Source organism: Flavobacterium sp. KACC 22763 (assembly GCF_028736155.1).
Taxonomy (GTDB): Bacteria; Bacteroidota; Bacteroidia; order Flavobacteriales; family Flavobacteriaceae; genus Flavobacterium.
Map to the genome: position 1 here is coordinate 4,983,666 of NZ_CP117879.1, position 17,942 is coordinate 5,001,607.

19 protein-coding genes and 1 riboswitch are annotated in these 17,942 nt (G+C 34.0%); of the genes, 6 read left to right on the plus strand and 13 right to left on the minus strand.

Features of this window, described 5'->3' with window-relative positions; all coding sequences use genetic code 11:
* Positions 1–58: 58 nt before the first annotated feature.
* Entirely contained in the window at positions 59–1,210 is a 1,152-nt protein-coding gene (locus tag PQ463_RS20945) for a transglutaminase domain-containing protein (protein ID WP_274255331.1), read from the plus strand.
* Here PQ463_RS20945 and PQ463_RS20950 read toward each other — a convergent pair.
* Positions 1,207–2,355, minus strand: coding sequence for a sensor histidine kinase (locus PQ463_RS20950; protein WP_274255332.1), 1,149 nt, complete (start codon positions 2,353–2,355; stop codon positions 1,207–1,209). The genes PQ463_RS20945 and PQ463_RS20950 overlap by 4 nt on opposite strands.
* A gap of 161 nt (positions 2,356–2,516) precedes the next feature.
* Between PQ463_RS20950 and PQ463_RS20955 the strand changes: the two genes are divergently transcribed.
* The 4 genes from PQ463_RS20955 (at position 2,517) to PQ463_RS20970 (ending at position 5,431) form a co-directional block, all read left to right on the plus strand.
* Positions 2,517–3,392 (plus strand): flavin reductase family protein, encoded by an 876-nt coding sequence (locus tag PQ463_RS20955; RefSeq protein WP_274255333.1) that lies wholly within the window; start codon positions 2,517–2,519, stop codon positions 3,390–3,392.
* Positions 3,393–3,425: 33 nt separating this feature from the next.
* Positions 3,426–3,797 (plus strand): DUF3127 domain-containing protein, encoded by a 372-nt coding sequence (locus PQ463_RS20960; protein WP_111379285.1) that lies wholly within the window; start codon positions 3,426–3,428, stop codon positions 3,795–3,797.
* A gap of 191 nt (positions 3,798–3,988) precedes the next feature.
* A complete protein-coding gene (gene aat / locus PQ463_RS20965; protein WP_274255334.1) occupies positions 3,989–4,633 on the plus strand; it encodes a leucyl/phenylalanyl-tRNA--protein transferase in 645 nt (214 codons plus the stop codon).
* A gap of 3 nt (positions 4,634–4,636) precedes the next feature.
* Entirely contained in the window at positions 4,637–5,431 is a 795-nt protein-coding gene (locus PQ463_RS20970; RefSeq protein ID WP_274255335.1) for an MOSC domain-containing protein, read from the plus strand.
* On the opposite strand, the gene PQ463_RS20975 is transcribed toward PQ463_RS20970, so the two are convergent.
* The 11 genes from PQ463_RS20975 to PQ463_RS21025 form a co-directional block, all read right to left on the minus strand.
* On the minus strand, positions 5,428–6,138 hold the full coding sequence (locus PQ463_RS20975) for a HesA/MoeB/ThiF family protein (RefSeq protein WP_274255336.1): 711 nt from the start codon (positions 6,136–6,138) through the stop codon (positions 5,428–5,430). The genes PQ463_RS20970 and PQ463_RS20975 overlap by 4 nt on opposite strands.
* A 68-nt stretch (positions 6,139–6,206) precedes the next feature.
* Positions 6,207–7,334 carry a 2-iminoacetate synthase ThiH gene (thiH, locus tag PQ463_RS20980; RefSeq protein WP_274255337.1) on the minus strand — a complete coding sequence of 376 codons (1,128 nt, stop codon included), beginning with the start codon at positions 7,332–7,334 and terminating at the stop codon, positions 6,207–6,209.
* Positions 7,335–7,487: 153 nt separating this feature from the next.
* On the minus strand, positions 7,488–8,264 hold the full coding sequence (locus tag PQ463_RS20985; RefSeq protein WP_274255338.1) for a thiazole synthase: 777 nt from the start codon (positions 8,262–8,264) through the stop codon (positions 7,488–7,490).
* Entirely contained in the window at positions 8,245–8,883 is a 639-nt protein-coding gene (locus PQ463_RS20990) for a thiamine phosphate synthase (protein ID WP_274255340.1), read from the minus strand. Before PQ463_RS20990 ends, PQ463_RS20985 begins: the two co-directional genes overlap by 20 nt.
* Complete coding sequence (locus PQ463_RS20995; RefSeq protein WP_274255341.1) at positions 8,876–9,628, minus strand: hydroxymethylpyrimidine/phosphomethylpyrimidine kinase; 753 nt, start codon at positions 9,626–9,628, stop codon at positions 8,876–8,878. The genes PQ463_RS20990 and PQ463_RS20995 overlap by 8 nt, the downstream gene beginning before the upstream one ends.
* Entirely contained in the window at positions 9,586–10,197 is a 612-nt protein-coding gene (locus tag PQ463_RS21000) for a thiamine phosphate synthase (protein ID WP_274255342.1), read from the minus strand. Before PQ463_RS21000 ends, PQ463_RS20995 begins: the two co-directional genes overlap by 43 nt.
* A gap of 96 nt (positions 10,198–10,293) precedes the next feature.
* Entirely contained in the window at positions 10,294–12,117 is a 1,824-nt protein-coding gene (gene thiC / locus PQ463_RS21005; RefSeq protein ID WP_274255343.1) for a phosphomethylpyrimidine synthase ThiC, read from the minus strand.
* 124 nt (positions 12,118–12,241) lie between these two features.
* On the minus strand, positions 12,242–12,448 hold the full coding sequence (gene thiS, locus PQ463_RS21010) for a sulfur carrier protein ThiS (protein WP_274255345.1): 207 nt from the start codon (positions 12,446–12,448) through the stop codon (positions 12,242–12,244).
* Positions 12,449–12,516: 68 nt separating this feature from the next.
* Positions 12,517–12,613, minus strand: a riboswitch (TPP riboswitch).
* A 98-nt stretch (positions 12,614–12,711) separates the two neighbouring features.
* A complete protein-coding gene (locus tag PQ463_RS21015) occupies positions 12,712–13,272 on the minus strand; it encodes a DNA-3-methyladenine glycosylase I (RefSeq protein ID WP_274255346.1) in 561 nt (186 codons plus the stop codon).
* Positions 13,273–13,287: 15 nt separating this feature from the next.
* Positions 13,288–13,965 carry a hypothetical protein gene (locus PQ463_RS21020; protein ID WP_274255347.1) on the minus strand — a complete coding sequence of 226 codons (678 nt, stop codon included), beginning with the start codon at positions 13,963–13,965 and terminating at the stop codon, positions 13,288–13,290.
* A gap of 22 nt (positions 13,966–13,987) precedes the next feature.
* The gene (locus PQ463_RS21025) at positions 13,988–14,650 is read right to left on the minus strand and encodes a queuosine precursor transporter (RefSeq protein ID WP_274255348.1); all 663 of its coding nucleotides are present in this window, start codon (positions 14,648–14,650) and stop codon (positions 13,988–13,990) included.
* Positions 14,651–14,823: 173 nt separating this feature from the next.
* Here PQ463_RS21025 and PQ463_RS21030 point away from each other — a divergent pair, with 173 nt between their 5' ends.
* Positions 14,824–16,887, plus strand: a complete 2,064-nt coding sequence (locus PQ463_RS21030; protein ID WP_274255349.1) for a M3 family metallopeptidase — start codon at positions 14,824–14,826, stop codon at positions 16,885–16,887.
* A 57-nt stretch (positions 16,888–16,944) separates the two neighbouring features.
* Here PQ463_RS21030 and tsf read toward each other — a convergent pair whose 3' ends face one another.
* A complete protein-coding gene (gene tsf, locus PQ463_RS21035; RefSeq protein ID WP_111288029.1) occupies positions 16,945–17,907 on the minus strand; it encodes a translation elongation factor Ts in 963 nt (320 codons plus the stop codon).
* Between the last annotated feature and the right edge of the window lie 35 nt (positions 17,908–17,942).

Consider the following 17,942-nt stretch of genomic DNA (forward strand, 5'->3'; position numbering starts at 1 on the left):
AGTTATATAGAAAAAAAATCACAATTTTTAATTGTGATTTTTTTATGCAAAGTTTTAAATGAAAAAATATATAGTTTCAATAATTGCATTTTACTCAGTAGTAAGTGCAGGGCAAGTTAAAAACAAATATGAGGTTGTAGATAATAAAATCAAAGATATTCCTGCAAGTTTTAATAATTCAACAGAAGATATTGCCAATTATATTAAATCGAATTTTGAAAGTGATGATGATAAAATAAGAGCTGTTTATTACTGGACGGCTTCAAATATTTCATACGATGTTGAAAACATGTTTGCGGTAAATTTTAATGAAAGCGGGCGTGATAAAATAGAAAAAGTACTTAAAACCCGAAAAGGAGTTTGTATTCATTATGCTGAAGTTTTTAATGAAATTGCAAATAAGGTTGGAATTAAGTCAGTTGTAATTGAAGGGTTTACGAAGCAAAAAGGTTTTGTAGATTATATTTCGCATGCTTGGTGTGGAGCAAAAATAAATAATAAATGGTGTATTTTTGATCCAACTTGGGGCTCAGGAGTTATAGTGGCTGGCAAATATAGTAAGAAGATAAATGATTATTATTTTAAAGCAGATCCATCAAAAATCATAACAACTCATATGCCTTTTGATTATATGTGGCAATTCCTAAATTATCCTATTACAAACCAAGAATTTTATGTGGGTAATTTTGTTGTAAATAAATCTAAGACGCTATTTGATTTTGATACTGAAATAGAAAAGTACAATTCGTTATCTTATATTGATCAGTTAACAAATTCTGCAGACAGAATTGAAAAAAATGGCGTTAAAAATGCCATGATTTTTGATCGCTTATCTTTTAAAAGAAACGAAGCTGAAGTTCAGAAATTTAATGAGATTGTTAATTTATATAATAATGGGATAAATGAATTTAATTTATTTGTAACATTTAGAAACAATCAATTTAAGCCTAATGTTTCAGACGAAGAATTAAAGAAAATGATTGATTCACCTAAAGCAAAACTTGTAAAATGTAAAGAATTATTGGATAATTTGGGTACAGTTTCACAAAATAATCAAGCGAATGTTAATTCTCTAAAAACAGGAGTAAACAATACATTAACTCAAGTAGAAGAACATGTTTTATTTGTAGATAAGTATCTAGGCAAATCAAAAATCATGAGAAAAACAATGTTCAGTAAAGTGACCTTCTTTGGAGCGCCAATAAATTAAATAGTTTTATTTAACGCAATTTGAAAAGTGGTTCCTTTTCCAATTTCAGAATTCAGTACTTTTATTTTTCCATTATGATATTCTTCCACAATTCTTTTAGTTAAAGAAAGTCCAAGTCCCCAACCGCGTTTTTTTGTGGTATATCCAGTTTCAAAAATGGTTTTAAACTGTTTTTTGGGAATTCCAGTTCCAGAATCTTTAATATTAATTTTTACATGATTGGCGTCTTGTTCAATTTGAAGGTCTAAAGTTCCTTTTCCCTTCATGGCATCAATAGCATTTTTAACCAAATTTTCGATCGTCCAGCTATGCAAAGTAGGGTTTATCATTCCTAAAATAGGAGAATCTGGAGCATGAAACGAAAAGGCAACTTGTTTAGAAAAACGAGATTGCAAATACTCATAAGCTGTTTTAGTTTCCTTTACAATATCATGAAGTTCTAAAACGGGTACTGAACCAATTTTAGAAAAACGATCAGTAATGGTCTGCAAACGTTCGATATCTTTTTCAATTTCAAGGCTAATTGACGGATCTATATTTTCTGTTTTTAATATTTCAACCCAACCAATTAATGAAGAAAGCGGTGTGCCAATTTGATGTGCCGTCTCTTTTGCCATTCCTGCCCAAAGTTTGTTTTGGGTCGCCATTTTAGTGCTTTTGTAAAAGTTATAAATTAAGGCAATGCATAAAAATATAATCAGAAGTAGGGCAATAGGATAATATTTGAGTTTATTCAGTAATGAAGAGTTTCCGTAATATAACGTCTGATATTTTCCTGGAGCATATTCGAAAGTGATTGGCTCATTTTCATTTTTTAGCTTATTTAAGAAAGCAGTTCTTTTTTTCTTATCGTTAAGAATTTCGTCGGGAACATTTACTGCGCTAACCACTTTATCGTAAAGCATTATTATACCCGGAATCGAAGTGTTGTTGTTGAAAATCTGAAGTGGAAGTTCGACATCAGTATTTTCATCTGCATTAACTATTGAAATTTGCGCCTTTACAAAAAGGTTCATTTTCAAGCGTTCTTCATTTTTAAAAATTTGGAAGAAAGTATAAGTGTTCCAAAGAATTAGAGAAATGATTATAAAACATACCGAAATAATAATCCAGCGGGTTGTATTTGTTCTTTCAGAAAAAGACATATCAGTTTTTTTGAGGTATAAATATAACGAAATATAAACATTTTATATTTTGCCGATGTAGAAAGATTTTTTCGTTTTTATCTGCAAAACTATTTCTTCGAATTAAACCATTTCAATACTTTTGTAGCTGCTAAAATGAGATTCTGTCTAAATTTTAAAGTATGATCAGCGTTAACCCAAAAGAGATTCCAACGGCCAAATTGCAAGGCTATCTTCAGAGTTCAATCGGACCAAGACCTATTGCTTTTGCAAGTACAATTAGCGAAACAGGAATTCCAAATTTATCTCCGTTTAGTTTCTTTAATGTATTTAGTGCCAATCCGCCAATTTTGGTTTTTTCGCCATCAAGACGTGTTCGCGATAATACGATTAAACATACTTTAATTAATGCAGAAGCGACTCGAGAAGTGGTAATAAATGTTGTTAATTATGATATTGTACAACAAACATCATTGGCAAGTACAGAATATGCAGACGGAGTAAATGAGTTTATTAAAGCTGGATTAACCCAAATTCCTTCAGATTTGGTAAAACCATATCGCGTAAAAGAATCTCCCGTTCAGTTTGAATGTAAGATTACGCAGATTATTCCGTTGGGAACAGAAGGTGGAGCAGGAAATTTGATTTTATGTGAAGTAGTGAAAATTCATATTGACGAATCGATTTTAGATGAAAACGGAGCAATCGATCAGCATAAAATTGACTTGGTTTCAAGACTTGGAAATAATTGGTATTCAAGATCTAATCAAGGACTTTTTGAAGTCGCAAAACCCTTGACAACATTGGGAGTTGGTGTAGATGCAATACCCGATTTTATAAAAGAAAGCCCTGTTTTTGATGGGAATGATTTAGGAAAATTAGGTAACATTGAAGCCTTGCCTACAAAAGAAGAAGTTAGTATATTTGTGAAAGAAAATTTCACAGTCAAAGGAGTTTTAAGCTCAGACGACCAGAAAAAAGTACATTTAGAAGCCAAAAAATACTTGGATAATGGCGATGTAGAATCGGCTTGGAAAGTGCTTTTAGCTAAAAAATAAAAGAAATAGAAACAATAATTAATACAGACGAAGATGGAAGTTACAGGAAAAGTAAAAGTGGTTAACCCAGAGCAGCAAGTTAGTGCCTCATTCAAAAAAAGAGAGTTAGTTGTTACTACTGAGGAACAGTATCCACAACATATTTTAATCGAATTTACGCAAGATAAATGCGATTTATTGAGTAGCTATAAACAAGGAGATGCAGTAAAAGTTTCTATCAATTTAAGAGGAAGAGAATGGGTTAATCCACAAGGAGAAACTAGATATTTCAATAGTATTCAAGGTTGGAGAATCGAAAGATTAGCAGCAGAAACTCCAGGACAAGCTCCTGCAATGCCAGCGGCAGAAACTTTTGCTCCAGCAACAAACTTAAATGAAGACGAACCAGACGATTTACCGTTCTAAAAAAGGTTTAAATTCCAAATTATAAATTCCAAATTCCAATTCATAACTATGTTTTGGGATTTGGAATTTTAGTTTAGAGCTTTATTTTAAATAAAAGACAATATTCTGAAAGTTTGGAATTTGGAATTTTTAGTATTGAGATTTCTGTTTGTATTAGAATTTGGAATTTCATAATTGAATATTAAAAAGAGATGTATTATTTATTCAACGATTTGTTTTTTCCGCCAGTTGAAGAAGCTGATGAAGAGGGAATTTTAGCGATAGGAGGAGATCTAAGTCCAGAGCGTTTACTATTGGCTTACAAAAGCGGTATTTTTCCTTGGTTTAATGAAGGAGAACCGATTCTTTGGTGGGCGCCAGATCCTAGAATGGTATTATTTTTTGATGAGTTGGTGATATCCAAAAGCATGAGAAAAATTCTCAATAAGAAAGTGTTTAAGGTCACTTATAATAAAAATTTTAGAGAAGTAATTTCAAATTGCCAACAAATAAAAAGAGAGGGACAAGAGGGTACTTGGATTTCTGATGAAATGATTGAAGCCTATTGCAAATTGAATGAAGAAGGAGTTGCAAAATCAGTTGAGGTTTGGCAGGATGATGTGTTGGTAGGTGGTTTATATGGAATTGATTTGGGAAAAGGAAATATTTTTTGTGGAGAAAGTATGTTTTCTAAAGTTTCAAATGCTTCCAAAACAGCTTTTATTGCTTTAGCACTATATTTAAAGAAAGAAAATTATAAATTATTGGATTGCCAAGTTTACAATCCGCATTTGGAGAGCTTAGGCTGCCGAGAAATTGATCGTGAAGAGTTTATGTCCATTTTAAAAAGCAAATAGAAAATGAGTGCCATTTACAACGTAAAAGAAATTTATATTTATCCAATAAAAAGTTTGGCAGGAATCAGTCTTGAATCTGCAAAAGCTGAAGAAATGGGATTTGAAAACGATCGCCGTTGGATGCTTATTGATGCAGAAAATCAAATGCTGACACAAAGAGAACATCGCATTATGAGTCAGTTTTATCCGCAGATTTCAAATGGGAAAATCAGCATTACTTTTCAGGATCAAAAGCATGAATTTTCTATTAGCGAACATTTAGAAAATGCAATAGAAGTAAATGTTTGGGACGATAAAAGCGAAGTGGTTGAGGTAAATCTTGAAACGTCAAAATGGTTTAGCCAGCATTTGGGTTTTGAATGCAAATTGGTTAAAATACTTAAAAATGGAGCTCGTAAACACGAAAGCTCTAGATTAAAAGAAACATTCAATGTTAGCTTGGCAGATGGTTATCCTTATTTAATGATTGGATCTAAAAGTTTGGATTTTTTGAATGATAAATTGGATGAAAAAATTACCATAAAAAGATTTCGTCCAAACATTGTTGTAAGCACTGAAAATCCTCACGAAGAAGATGATTTTAAGACTTTTGCGATAGGAGAGGTTCAATTTAAAAACATAAAACCCTGCGGAAGATGTGTTATGGTGAACAATGATCCAGAAAATGGGCGTTTGAAAAAGGAACCGCTAAAAACGTTAAGCAAATACAGAAATGTCGATAATTCGGTTTTATTCGGAACCAATATTGTGAGTCTGAATTCTGGAATTATCAGCGTTGGCGATGAGGTTGTTTTCTAGAAATTCAACTTTATAAAATTCCAGTTTAAAGTATTAAAAATTACTAGTTCATTGTTTAAAGTTGGCAATTCGAGAATCAATTTTAAAGTTTCATGCGCCATCATATTGCCAATAATTCCAGGCAAAGTTCCGAGAACACCATTCAAATTACAATTCGGAACATCTTTTGGGTCAGGCATTTCAGGAAATAAATCACGGAGATTTTTACTTCCGTTATGATTAAAAACAGCGATCTGGCCTTCAAATTTTAAAATGCTTCCGTAAACCAAAGGTTTATTAAGCTGAACGCAAGTATCATTTACCAAATAGCGCGTTGTAAAATTGTCTGAACCATCTACAATTATATCATACTGTTCAATGATTTTTGAGGCATTTTCCAAAGTCAGTTTTTCATTGATTGCAACAGCCTCAATCAGCGGATTTAGTTTTGAAACGACTTCTTGAGCAACAATTGATTTTTGTTTTCCGATTTCATTTTCGGTATATAAAATCTGTCTGTGTAGATTATGAATTTCGATCGTATCAAAATCCATGATTGCGATAAATCCCACTCCTGCAGTCGCAATATATTGCAAAATTGGGCATCCCAAACCACCGGCGCCAATCACCAAAACCTTTGCTTTTTTTAATTTTACCTGACCTTCATCGCCAATTTCAGGCAGAATAGTTTGTCTGTTGTAACGTAAAAATTCTTGTATAGCACTCATTTTGTAAATTTTAGATTGTTGATTTTAGATTTTAGATTGATGAATAGTAGTGTGAAAAAATCTGAAATCTAAACTCTAAAATCTGAAATAAAACTTTTGTCCCAGTCTTTCCAAACAGGTTCGTAACCTGCATTTTTAATAATTTTCGAAATTTCTTCTGCCGAACGTTCATCGCTGATTTCGAATTGTTCTAAAGATTGCGGATCGACAACGTAACCTCCCGGATTTGTTTTAGAGCCTGCACTCATACTCGTAACTCCAATCGGAATTATATGGTTTCTAAATTTCTCGTTTTCGCGAGTTGAAATAGAAATTTCTAGATCTTCATTCCACAATCTGTAAGCGCAGATTAATTGCGTCAAATCTTTATCGTCCATTATAAAATTCGGTTCGATAATTCCTTCAGCTGGACGCAGACGAGGAAAAGAAACGGAATATTTGGTCTGCCAATATTTTTTTTGAAGATAATCTAAATGTAAGGCGTTGAAAAAACTATCTGTTCGCCAGTCTTCTAAACCTAATAAAACGCCCAAACCAATTTTATGAATTCCAGCAGTTCCAATTCTATCAGGAGTTTCCAATCGATAATCGAAATTTGATTTTTTACCTTTTGTATGATATTTTTTGTAAACTTCCTGATGATATGTTTCTTGATAAACTAAAACGGAATAAACTCCCGCATCGTGCAAACGCTGATAATCTTCTGTAGAAAGTGGCTGTACTTCAACAGAAATAATAGAAAAGTTTTCTTTGATTAGATTAATAGCATTAAGAAAATAATTAATATTTACAGTATAATTTGCTTCTCCCGTAACTAATAAAACATGATCAAAGCCAGTTTTCTTTAGAGCCTCAACTTCCAGTTTTATTTCAGCGTCAGTCAGCGTTTTTCTTTTGATTTTATTGTCTAAACTAAATCCGCAATAGGTGCAGATATTTTGGCATTCGTTGCTCAAATAAAGTGGAGCATACATTTGTATCGTTTTTCCGAAACGGTTTTTGGTAATTTCATGGCATTTTTGTGCCATTTGCTCTAAATAATTTTGAGCAATAGGAGAAATTAGAATCAAAAAATCATCGAGATTGTATTTGGTTTTAGCCAAAGTGCGTTCGACATCATTTGATGTGGTTTTATATATTCTAGATTGGATTTCATCCCAATTATATTGCTCAAAAATGGATTTGAAAGTATTCATGTGAGTTTAGTTTTACTGCAAAAGTTTTTTAACGCAAAGCGCGCTAAGAATACGCAAAGTTCGCTAAGCTTTGAGTTCTTGTTTTTGACAAAAAGTTCGCAAAGCTTAGCGAACTTTGCGGAAAAACTCTGCGAACTTTGCGTTAGAAAAAAATTACTCATAAAGAAAAGAAGTTAACGGACTAGAAGCCGAAGCATAATTTTGCTGATTGGCAATCTTCGCTTCAAAAGCTTTTCTTCCTGCAACAACAGCTTCCTTAAAAGCCTTAGCCATTAATTTCGGATTTCCAGCAACGGCAATTGCAGTATTCACCAAAATGGCATCGGCACCGATTTCCATTGCTTTTGCTGCATCAGAAGGCACTCCAATTCCAGCATCTACGATAACAGGAACGGTGCTTTGTTCAATTATGATTTCTAAAAAATCGATTGTTTTTAAACCTTTATTGCTTCCAATTGGTGAACCTAACGGCATTACGGCCGATGTTCCAGCGCTTTCTAAGTGTTTGCACAAAACAGGATCAGCATGAATGTATGGAAGTACAATAAAGCCCAATTTTGCCAATTCTTCTGTTGCTTTTAAAGTCTCAATCGGATCTGGCATTAAATATTTCGGATCAGGATGAATTTCCAGTTTTACCCAATTGGTTTCCAAAGCTTCACGAGCCAATTGTGCGGCAAAAACAGCTTCTTTTGCATTTCTTGCCCCAGAAGTGTTGGGTAATAAATTGATATTTGGATGTTTTAAGTGCGATAAAATAGCATCTGTATCAGTTTCAAGATCAATACGCTTTAGGGCGACAGTAACCAATTCGCTTTCTGAAGCTAAAACAGCATCTTCCATTTCTTCATTCGAACCAAATTTTCCAGTTCCGAGAAACAAACGGGACTTAAAGGTTTTATCTCCTATATTAAACAATGATGTCTGCATATAATTTTTCTTTTAATTGTTGAATTAATTTTGGTTTTTCATCACTTTCAGTAATGATTCCAGACACGGCAATTCCGAAAACTCCTGTTTCCATTAACGGACTTACATCGCGCATTGTGATGCCACCAATGGCATAAACAGGAATGTCAATTTTATTTTTTTTCAGTTTTTGAAGAATTTCATGATAACCCGACAAACCTAAAATCGGACTTAGTTTTTCTTTAGTTGCTGTAAACCTGAAAGGCCCTAAGCCAATATAATCACAGCCGTTTTTTACATGATTTTCGATATCTTCAAAAGTATTGGCAGTTCCTCCGATAATTTTTGTTGAGCCTAAAATGGCTCTGGCTTCGTCGATTTTTGTGTCGGTTAATCCCAAGTGAACTCCGTCAGCTGCAATTTGTTCTGCGAGATGCAAATCGTCGTTTACAATAAAGTTCGCAAGATATTCTTCGCATAAGGGTTTTACCGCTTCCGCTAAAGTGAAAACGTCTTTTTGGGTTTGGTTTTTAAATCGCATTTGTACCCAATTGCATCCAGCATCAAGTGCCTGATGTATGTTGCGTAATTGGTCGTCAATTGTTTCGCCTTGCGAAATATATTGCAGTTTGCTATACATAATGGTATCCAATTAATGTTGATGTTGAACTCAAATATTTTTCTATGTAGATTTTTGCATTTTTGCAAGCTACTTCCATAGTTTGATTTAGTGCTAAATTGGAAGCGATTGCCGAAGAAAGGACACAGCCAGAACCATGTTTTTCGTGGCAGTTTTTTTCCGTTGGGAATAAATCAAGAATTTTATTTTTTAAAAACAATTGATCTTTTCCGATTTCATTTGAATTATGTCCGCCTTTGAGTAGAATTGCGGTCGAAATTTCATTCTCAATCCAAAGATGATCTTTTATGAAACCAGGAAGTAATTGTTCGATTTCTATATAATTGGGTGTAATCAAATTGATTTTTGACAAGATTTGAAATAAATCTGAACGATCTTCAATATTTAGAAAATCAAATTCTGTTGTCGATTTTAAAACTGGATCCCAGACAATTTTTGTATCAGGAGAAATTAATTTTATCGTCGAAAGAATCCGATTTAAATAAGAAAGAGAAGGCACAATTCCGATTTTAACAGCACTGATTGTATAGCTTTGAAATAAGACTTCAATAGATCGTATCACAAAATTGATATTGATCCATTCAATCTTGTGAAATTCATTTTCTGTCTGAATGGTATTAGCTGTCGAAATAGCAAAGCCAGAAACTTTATGCTGTTCAAATGTTTTGATATCAGCCAAAATTCCAGCGCCACCAGACGGATCTAAACCTGCGATTGTGAGTACGAATGGACGATTTTCTGACATAATTTAAATTGTTTTAACGGATTCTCATGGTTCCAAATACTTCCTAAAAGCGCAACATCATCAAAACCATTTTCAAGTGTTTTTTGAATGTTTTCAATATCAATTCCGCCTAAAGCAATCACTTTTGTTTTACTGTTTGTTTTTGATTTTAAAGCTTCAAATAGATTGATTTTTGGATGGTAATTTTCCTTCGAAATACTTTTAAAAACAGGACTTAAGAATGCGTAATCAAAATCATTTTCTAACGAATTAAAATCTTCGATCGAATGTGTCGATGTTGATTTAGATCTACAAGGTTTTGAAAACCTTGCAGGATCATTAAGATTGCTTTTTCTCTCTTTTTCAGAAAAATGAAATCGGTCAATGCCAAAATCTTCGGCTAAATGATGATGATTGTGCAAAACCAGTTTATTTCGAAATTCTAATTTTATCTGATTAAGAAACTGTGCCATTTCTAATTCTGAAAAATCAGGTTTGCGAATATGAAGCAAAGACAATCCTTCCTCCAATAAAGAATGAAGAATATCTATTTCATCTTCAACAGTAAAAGGATTTGTAATCACAATCATTTTTTGAGAGTATTAAGTATTAAGTATTAAGATGAAAGAATTAAGAGATCTTCTATTTAAATCTTAATACTTAATTCTTCCATCTTAATACTCACGTTATATATAAATCTCTTTCCCTTGCTCAATAAATTCTTCTGATTTCTCTTGCATTCCTTTTTCAGCAGCAGCAACATCTCTAATTTCCTGAGATATTTTCATAGAGCAGAATTTAGGGCCACACATTGAGCAGAAATGCGCGACTTTTGCTCCATCAGCAGGAAGCGTTTCATCGTGAAATTCTCTTGCAGTATCTGGATCTAAAGCTAAATTAAACTGATCTTCCCAACGGAATTCAAAACGAGCTTTACTCAAAGCATTATCGCGATATTGCGCTCCCGGATGGCCTTTTGCCAAATCGGCAGCATGAGCAGAAATTTTATAGGTGATTACACCGTCTTTAACGTCTTTTTTATTCGGTAAGCCCAAATGTTCTTTTGGCGTTACATAACACAACATTGCACAGCCATACCAGCCAATCATAGCAGCGCCAATTGCCGAAGTAATATGATCGTAACCTGGAGCAATATCTGTAGTTAATGGGCCTAAAGTGTAAAAAGGAGCTTCATGGCAATGTTCCAATTGTTTGTCCATGTTTTCTTTAATCATGTGCATTGGTACGTGTCCTGGGCCTTCAATAAAAACCTGAACATCATGTTTCCAAGCGATTTTTGTCAATTCTCCTAAAGTCTCTAATTCCGCAAATTGTGCTGCATCATTCGCATCTGCAATTGAACCTGGACGTAAACCGTCTCCCAAAGAAAAAGCAACATCGTATTGTTTCATGATTTCGCAGATTTCTTCAAAATGTGTGTAAAGGAAGTTTTCTTTATGATGAAACAAACACCATTTTGCCATAATCGATCCGCCTCGAGATACAATTCCAGTAACTCGATTGGCAGTTAAATGAATGTAGCGAAGTAAAACTCCAGCATGAATTGTAAAGTATGAAACGCCTTGTTCTGCTTGTTCAATTAAAGTATCGCGGAAAATTTCCCAAGTTAAATCTTCAGCAATCCCTTTTACTTTTTCAAGAGCTTGATAAATCGGAACGGTTCCGATTGGAACGGGAGAATTTCTAATAATCCATTCTCTGGTTTCATGAATATTTTTTCCTGTTGATAAATCCATAATCGTATCGGCGCCCCAACGGCAAGCCCAAACGGCTTTTTCAACTTCTTCTTCGATGCTCGAAGTCACGGCACTATTTCCAATATTAGCATTGATTTTCACCAAGAAATTACGCCCCACAATCATCGGTTCACTTTCTGGATGGTTGATGTTGTTTGGAATAATTGCTCGTCCTGCAGCAACTTCAGAGCGCACAAATTCGGGAGTGATTTTACTTTTTGGAGCATTAGCGCCAAAACTATGACCGCTGTGCTGGCATTGCATTGCCTTGGTTTGTTCGATTAACAGTTCAATTCTCTGGTTTTCGCGAATAGCGATATATTCCATTTCTGGAGTGATAATGCCTTGTTTAGCGTAGTATAACTGTGTTACATTTGCGCCTTTTTTAGCACGTTTTGGTTGATGAAGATATTCGAAGCGAAGATGATTGAGGCTTTCGTCTTTTAATCGGCTTTGGCCATAATCTGAAGTGATTTCGTTTAAAATTTCGACATCGTTTCGGTCTAGAATCCAACTTTCGCGTAAGCGTGGCAATCCTTTTCTAATATCAATTTCGATATTTGGATCTGTATAAGCTCCAGAAGTGTCATAAACCGTTACAGGAGGATTTTTTTCTATTCCACCATTTGAAAGTTTAGTGTCGCTTAAAGTTATCTCGCGCATGGCTACTTTTATTGGGTGAATTTCTCCATCGATATAAACTTTTTTAGAATTCGGAAATGGGGTTCTGGATATTTGTTCTTCGTTTGTCATAGGAAAAGAAGTTATGAGTTATATGTTATGAGTTGCTGTAGAGACGCACTGCAGTGCGTCTACATCCAGTATATAATTGGAATTTGGTCCCGATAGCTATCGGGATTATATTGGATTTTAAAAATTATCCTCCTTGGGTAGCAGAAATAATTAAAATTTCGTCGGTTTCTTGTACGAAGAATTCGTTCCAATTGAGTTTTGGAACAACAGTATTGTTAACAGCAACGGCGATTCCGTTTTGTTTGTTCGGAATTTCGAGATCGAGCAATGATTGAACGCTTAGCGATTCAGCATTGAATTGTTTGGTTTGTTGATTGATTTTTAGTTCCATTCCTCTTTTGAGTTTAGTGTATAGATACACCTTAGGAATGGCTACAATGACGCATAGAAATGCATTCAAGAAGTCATCTTACTTTTCCCTACGCTAGTATGAACTAGATCAGGTTCAGAGGGTAAAATCTCAGCCTGCGCGATGCAGACACCCCTAAAGTGTGAAGCAAATATATGTAATTTTTTTAAGTTTTCAGTCACAGTCTCAGTTTTCAGTTTTTAAAACTAAGAAAAGTCACTGAAAAATGAGACTGTGACTGAAAACTATTTAGCTCTAGTAAAGCAATCTTCTACATGATCATTGACCATTCCGGTTGCTTGCATGTGAGCGTAAATAACGGTTGAACCAACAAACTTGAAACCGCGTTTTTTTAAATCTTTGCTGATCGCATCAGAAATTGGAGTAGTTGCCGGGACATCTTTCAAAGTTTTTGGATTGTTATCAATTGGTTTGCCGCCAGTAAATTTCCAGATATAATCAGAGAAAGTTCCAAATTCATCTTGAACTTTCATAAAGGCCTGAGCGTTTGTAACGGCAGATTTAATTTTGAGTTGATTACGAATGATTCGTGTATTCTGCATTAATTCTTCGATTTTATCTTCAGAATAATTAGCAATTTTTTTATAATCAAAATTGTCAAAAGCAGTTTTGAAGTTTTCCCTTTTATTTAAAATAGTAATCCAGCTTAGTCCAGCCTGAAAAGTTTCTAGAATTAAAAACTCAAAAATAGTTGGGTCGTCATAAATAGGAGTTCCCCATTCTTCGTCATGATATTTTTTATACAAATCGCTGGCAGAACACCAGCCACATCTTATTGGTTCCATTTTTTAATTCTAATTTTATCTTCCAATCTGCCAGCTATATCCTTTTACAGTTGGAATGTAAGCTGAGCGTCCAATTATAATTAAATTAGTGTAGATTTTTCTGTTGTATTTAATGCCGATAGCATTGCCCGACATGTACATTTTATTTGCTTTGAATTTTACTTTCATTTTGCCATCTTCAAGTTCAGCATCTGATACTTTTTCAACAAGCCAAGTTGATTTCCATTTAACAGACAACTCATTTTCAGCCGTTTTAGTGACGCTTTTAACTAGTTTAACAGCTTCCTCAGGAATTTCAAAGTTTTGCGTCAGCTCTTTTTGTGTCATTGTTTGGCCCATTTTACAATTATCGAGGATCTTTCGAATATTAATAAAGTTTAGCAATTTGTCATTTGCTTCTTTTTTAATATCAATATTTGCATTTTGAGTTTTGTTTTCAAGATCAGGAGCTGGAGTTATCGCAATGGCATTTTTTACAGCGAAAGCTTTTTGATTTACAGCGGTTTTTTCTATTCCAAATTCTTTAGAGGTCTTAATGTTTTTTGATGAAATTTTCACACCTTTTTTGACAGGAGCTGGCGTTAACTTGTTAACAGGTTGAATGGCTTCTTTAGGCTGTTTTTTTTCGTCATTGCCACAGCTTAAAAAGAAATAGGTAACAGAGAATAAAATAAACAAGTAATTTTTTTTCATGACCTAAATATGTTTTTATTTTTTATCCTTTATGTGCAGGATCTTCGTCCAAATATTTCTTAATCAGATGATGCCCCAGATAAATTGCTGGAGTTAATAAAATAGCAATTGCTAACTTAAAAGTATATCCTATCATTCCTGAAGATATAAAAGTGTCAAAATCAATTTTTCCAGGAAGCCAAAATGCAATTCCTAAAACAATGAATGAATCAAATAATTGCGAAATTACAGTAGAACCTGTGGTTCTTAGCCATATTTTTTTCTCGCCGGTTCTGTTTTTAAAGAACCAAAATATCCATACATCAATAAGCTGCGATGCCATGAAAGCTATTAAGCTTCCAATAATAATCCACATACTTTGTCCAAAAACAGCTTCAAACTGACTGTCATTTACTGGGCTAATTCCTTTTGCGGCGGGAATAACAATTGCCATAAAAAGTATCAAAAAAGCATAAGCAATCAGACATGCAGTTATAAAAGAAAGTTTTTTTACACCTTTTTCACCAAAATATTCATTAATCAAATCGGTAGTTAGGAATACAATTGGCCAAGGCAAAATTCCTATACTCATTACAAAAGGGCCAATTTGAATTAGCTTTCCTCCAATTAACTCAGCCACAACGGCATTGGTAATAAATATTCCTGCTAAAATTACAAAAACAATTTCTTTTCTGGTTTTAAACATGTTATTTTTAAATTGGTATTTCAAAAATAAACTATTTCTTTTTAAATCTTAGAAGCAGATTAATTTTTATAATCTGTTGGCGTATGAAGTTTGCTTTCGATTGGTTAATTTTGAGATTCTGTTGCTCTTTTTTCTGATCGAAATTTTGCACAGAATTAATTAATGTATTTGTTATGAAAACACCGATAGAGTTAGATAATTCATTGCTAAAAGATTGGTCTGGTCCTTATGGAGGCATTCCAGATTTTACGGCATATAAAATTTTAGATTTTAAGCCCACAATAGAATTTGCGATCAAAGAAAAATTGGAAGAGATTGATGCAATTGCCAATAATCCACAAAAACCTACATTTGAAAATACCATCGAAGCTTTAGAGCTTTCAGGGGCAAAATTAGATCGAATTCATGCGGTTTATGGTATTTATAGATCTAATTTAAGTACTCCAGAATTTAATATTATTGATACAGAAATGTCGCCAAAATTGGCAGAGATCAATGACAAACTGTATCAAAATAACAAACTGTTTTCTAGAATTGAAGCCTTGTATAAATCGGATGAAAAGAAGGATTTAACTAAGGAGCAACAACGTTTGCTATGGCTTTATTATACTGATTTTGTTAGGGAAGGAGCAGAGTTAAACGAACAGGGTAAAGATAAAGTGGCTAAGATCAATCAGGAATTGGCAACGCTTTTTACCGCTTTTAGTCAAAAGTTATTGGCAGAAGAAAACGATCAGTATATAGAGTTAGAGGCAGTGGCTGATTTTGACGGTTTGCCTGAGGAATTTAAGAATGCAGCAATTGCAGAAGCGAAAGAAAGAAATTTAAATGTTTTAGGATGTATTGGAAACACAAGATCTTCAATTGAACCTTTTTTGACTTTTTCAAACAGAAGGAATTTAAGGGAAAAAGCTTTTGGTATTTTCGTAAAGCGAGGCGATAATAAGAACGAAAATGATACAAATGAAACTCTTGTGTCTATATTAAAATTAAGAGCAGAAAAAGCAAAGATTTTAGGTTTTAGAAACTTTGCTGAGTGGAGTTTGTCTAACAAGATGGCTAAAGATCCGCAAAAGACGCTCGATTTGATGCATTCTGTATGGAAACCTGCGGTAGAAAAAGTAAAAAATGATGTTGCGGCTATGCAAGAAATGGTAGATCGAGAAGGCGATAACTTTAAAATTCAGCCTTGGGATTACCGCTATTATGCAGAAAAAGTGCGTAAAGCAAAATACGACTTAGACCAGAATGAAATCAAACAATATTTACAGCTGGAAAATTTACGCGAAGGAATGTTCTGGACAGCAGGAGAATTGTTTGATTTAGGTTTTAAGCAATTATTTGATGTTCCGGTTTATCATCCAGATGTTCGCGTTTGGGAAGTGAATAATAAAAATACAGGAGAGCCAATTGGCTTATGGTATTTTGATCCTTATGCTCGTGCAGGAAAACGTTCGGGAGCGTGGATGAATTCGCATAGAGACCAGCAGAAAATAAAAGGTAACGTGCTTCCTATTGTGTCAAACAATTGCAATTTCATAAAAGGAAATAGCGATGAACCTGTTTTAATTTCGTGGGATGATGCGACAACTTTGTTTCATGAATTTGGTCATGCACTTCATGGATTGTGTTCTAACGTTACTTATCCAAGTCTTTCTGGGACTTCGGTTGCGAGAGATTATGTAGAGTTTCCTTCTCAGTTATTAGAGCATTGGTTAGCGACTCCGGAGGTTCTGAATAAATTTGCGCTTCATTATAAAACAAATGAGCCTCTCTCTCAATCATTGGTGGAAAGAATTGGAAGAGCGGCTAATTTTAATGAAGGTTTTGCAACAGTTGAGACTATTTCAAGTTCGTTTGTAGATATGGAGCTGCATTTAACAACCGAAACAGTCGATCCGCATGCATTTGAGAAGAAAATCTTAAGTGAAATTAATATGCCGTCTGAAATCGTAATGCGACACAGGATTCCGCAGTTTGCCCATATTTTTTCGAGTGATGGATATGCTGCAGGTTATTACAGCTATTTATGGGCGGATGTTATTAATGCAGATGCGTATGAGGCATTTTTGCAAGGAAATGGTCCTTTTGATAAAGTAATTTCTAAGCGTCTTTATGAAACTGTTTTAAGCGTTGGGAATACGATTGATAATGAAGAGATGTATGAGAATTTTAGAGGCCATGCACCACAATCTGATGCATTGATGAGAGCGAGAAATTTTCCAGTTGAAAGCTAAAAATAAAAAAGCCCGAATAAATAAATATTCGGGCTTTTTAATATTGAAAATAATATATTAACCTAAAGTAACTCTTTTGAAACCTGTAATTTCAACATTGAATCCTTTTACGTAATCACCAACTTTTTTACTGTCATCTTTGATGAAGTTTTGATCTAAAAGAGCTTTCTCTTGATCTAAAGTAGTGTTGTCAGAGATGAAACGTTGAACTTTTCCTGGAAGAATTTTATCCCAAATTTGCTCTGGTTTACCTTCAGCTTTTAATTCAGCTTTAGCATCTTCTTCAGCTTGTTTGATAACTTCAGGAGTTAATTGAGAGAAAGAGATGTATTTAGGAACATTTTTCAAAGTTTTTCCTAAACGTTTTGCTTCTTCATTGTCTTTTTCGATTACAGCAATACGAGCAGCAAGTTCAGATTCAACGAAAGCAGGATCAAAATCTTTGTAAGATAAAGTATCAGCTCCCATAGAAGCAACTTGCATAGAGATGTCTTTTGTTAAAGCTTCAGCGTTAGCAACTGGAGCAGAAATTGCAGTTAAAGCAGCAATTTTATTAACGTGAACATAAGATCCAACGTAAGCACCTTCTAAAATTTCGAAACCACCGATTTCGATTTTCTCACCGATAACTCCAGTTTGCTCAATTAATTTCTCAGCAACTGTAATTCCGTTGAAATCAGAAGCTAATAATTCTTCTTTAGAAGAGAAGTTGATAGCTCTTTCTACTAAATCTTTAGCTAAAGCAACGAAAGCTTCATTTTTACCTACGAAGTCAGTTTCGCAGTTTAAAGTGATGATAGCTCCTTTAGTGTTGTCAGCATTGATAAAAGAAACAGCAGCTCCTTCAGCAGACTCACGGTCAGAACGGTTAGCAGCAACTTTTTGTCCTTTTTCTCTAAGGATTTGGATAGCTTTATCAAAATCTCCTTCAGCTTCAACTAAAGCTTTTTTACAGTCCATCATTCCGGCACCTGTAGATTGTCTTAATTTATTTACGTCTGCAGCAGTAATTGTTGCCATAATATTTTAAGTTTTAATATGTTTTTAAAAGTAAA

Bases quoted from the DNA above. Each gene is read 5' to 3' on its own strand.
- PQ463_RS20960 (WP_111379285.1), top strand. From the start codon at position 3,426: ATGGAAGTTACAGGAAAAGTAAAAGTGGTTAACCCAGAGCAGCAAGTT.
- tsf (WP_111288029.1), bottom strand. From the start codon at position 17,907: ATGGCAACAATTACTGCTGCAGACGTAAATAAATTAAGACAATCTACA.
- PQ463_RS20945 (WP_274255331.1), top strand. From the start codon at position 59: ATGAAAAAATATATAGTTTCAATAATTGCATTTTACTCAGTAGTAAGT.
- PQ463_RS20990 (WP_274255340.1), bottom strand. From the start codon at position 8,883: ATGTATAGCAAACTGCAATATATTTCGCAAGGCGAAACAATTGACGAC.
- PQ463_RS21000 (WP_274255342.1), bottom strand. From the start codon at position 10,197: ATGATTGTGATTACAAATCCTTTTACTGTTGAAGATGAAATAGATATT.
- aat (WP_274255334.1), top strand. From the start codon at position 3,989: ATGTATTATTTATTCAACGATTTGTTTTTTCCGCCAGTTGAAGAAGCT.
- PQ463_RS21015 (WP_274255346.1), bottom strand. From the start codon at position 13,272: ATGGAACCAATAAGATGTGGCTGGTGTTCTGCCAGCGATTTGTATAAA.
- PQ463_RS20995 (WP_274255341.1), bottom strand. From the start codon at position 9,628: ATGTCAGAAAATCGTCCATTCGTACTCACAATCGCAGGTTTAGATCCG.
- PQ463_RS20950 (WP_274255332.1), bottom strand. From the start codon at position 2,355: ATGTCTTTTTCTGAAAGAACAAATACAACCCGCTGGATTATTATTTCG.
- PQ463_RS21025 (WP_274255348.1), bottom strand. From the start codon at position 14,650: ATGTTTAAAACCAGAAAAGAAATTGTTTTTGTAATTTTAGCAGGAATA.
- PQ463_RS20955 (WP_274255333.1), top strand. From the start codon at position 2,517: ATGATCAGCGTTAACCCAAAAGAGATTCCAACGGCCAAATTGCAAGGC.
- PQ463_RS21020 (WP_274255347.1), bottom strand. From the start codon at position 13,965: ATGAAAAAAAATTACTTGTTTATTTTATTCTCTGTTACCTATTTCTTT.
- PQ463_RS20970 (WP_274255335.1), top strand. From the start codon at position 4,637: ATGAGTGCCATTTACAACGTAAAAGAAATTTATATTTATCCAATAAAA.
- thiS (WP_274255345.1), bottom strand. From the start codon at position 12,448: ATGGAACTAAAAATCAATCAACAAACCAAACAATTCAATGCTGAATCG.
- thiC (WP_274255343.1), bottom strand. From the start codon at position 12,117: ATGACAAACGAAGAACAAATATCCAGAACCCCATTTCCGAATTCTAAA.
- PQ463_RS21030 (WP_274255349.1), top strand. From the start codon at position 14,824: ATGAAAACACCGATAGAGTTAGATAATTCATTGCTAAAAGATTGGTCT.
- PQ463_RS20985 (WP_274255338.1), bottom strand. From the start codon at position 8,264: ATGCAGACATCATTGTTTAATATAGGAGATAAAACCTTTAAGTCCCGT.
- PQ463_RS20975 (WP_274255336.1), bottom strand. From the start codon at position 6,138: ATGAGTGCTATACAAGAATTTTTACGTTACAACAGACAAACTATTCTG.
- thiH (WP_274255337.1), bottom strand. From the start codon at position 7,334: ATGAATACTTTCAAATCCATTTTTGAGCAATATAATTGGGATGAAATC.